3 protein-coding genes are annotated in these 803 nt (G+C 62.3%); 1 reads left to right on the forward strand and 2 read right to left on the reverse strand.

Annotation, left to right across the window (positions count from 1 at the left end):
• The coding region (locus tag ACFQPB_RS23870) for a transposase (protein ID WP_382228942.1) at window positions 1-205 on the reverse strand (205 nt) is incomplete at its 3' end.
• Between the two features lie 75 nt (window positions 206-280).
• Here ACFQPB_RS23870 and ACFQPB_RS23875 point away from each other — a divergent pair.
• A complete protein-coding gene (locus tag ACFQPB_RS23875; RefSeq protein ID WP_382228945.1) occupies window positions 281-490 on the forward strand; it encodes a hypothetical protein in 210 nt (69 codons plus the stop codon).
• A 125-nt stretch (window positions 491-615) separates the two neighbouring features.
• Here the strand turns inward: ACFQPB_RS23875 and ACFQPB_RS23880 are convergent.
• Window positions 616-803 (reverse strand): diguanylate cyclase domain-containing protein (locus ACFQPB_RS23880; RefSeq protein WP_382228948.1); only part of this gene is annotated, 188 nt, incomplete at its 5' end.

Raw genomic sequence — 803 nt, forward strand, 5'->3', positions numbered from 1 at the left:
CTGGGGACACCCTGGCAACCTTGTCATCAGCACCCGCCCCGCTCAAATCGCCCTTGGCCGACTGGCGAACCCAATTGCCCAGGCTGGCTTTGGGTATGCCCAAGACCTTGGCCACCACGGCAATGGCTTGGCCAGCCCGCACCTGGCGCACCGCCTCCATCTTGAACTCTTGCGTGTACTGCGCACGCACCTGCTTGTGTGTCATCTCTCAGCTCCTTGTCGATATTTTCAACAAGGCTAAGAACTCCACTTTTCGGGGGCAACCTCATACCGGCATTTTTTGAGCAAGGCGCGGGCCGCCATGGAGGGTGGTGACGCTGCCTGGGCCGTACAGTCCACCGGCGAAAAAGTCGCAGTCGCACTGGCCCTGAACCGCGCAGACTGGCTGGCGTCGATGAACTACACCATGGCTGAAGCGATTGAGCGTGCCGGGCCAGTTTGGATTTCCTTGCTGCCGCGGGTTGTCCGTGCTTTGGACCGCGACGCCTGAAACAACCACGGAGATGCGTCAGTGAACGCGGAGCGGTGGATGCCGTCCCCTCCCTGGGCTGATCTCACGCCTCGTCGGGGAACATCCTGACATGCGCAGACCTGCACCCTCATGTGACAGCCGTTTCAAGCCAGCGCAACCGTGTCCACGGAGGCACTCTGCAGCGCCAACTCCACCCGATTGCGCCCGCGCTCTTTGGCTCGGTACAGAGCCTGATCGGCATCGTGGATGAGTTCGTCACCGCCCGCATGCCGCACCGGATCAAACTGCGCGGCACCCACGCTCACCGAGATGGTCGTCTGGAGGTCGCAGC

It is taken from the genome of Hydrogenophaga atypica (assembly GCF_042665215.1).
Taxonomy (GTDB): Bacteria; Pseudomonadota; Gammaproteobacteria; order Burkholderiales; family Burkholderiaceae_C; genus Hydrogenophaga; species Hydrogenophaga defluvii_A.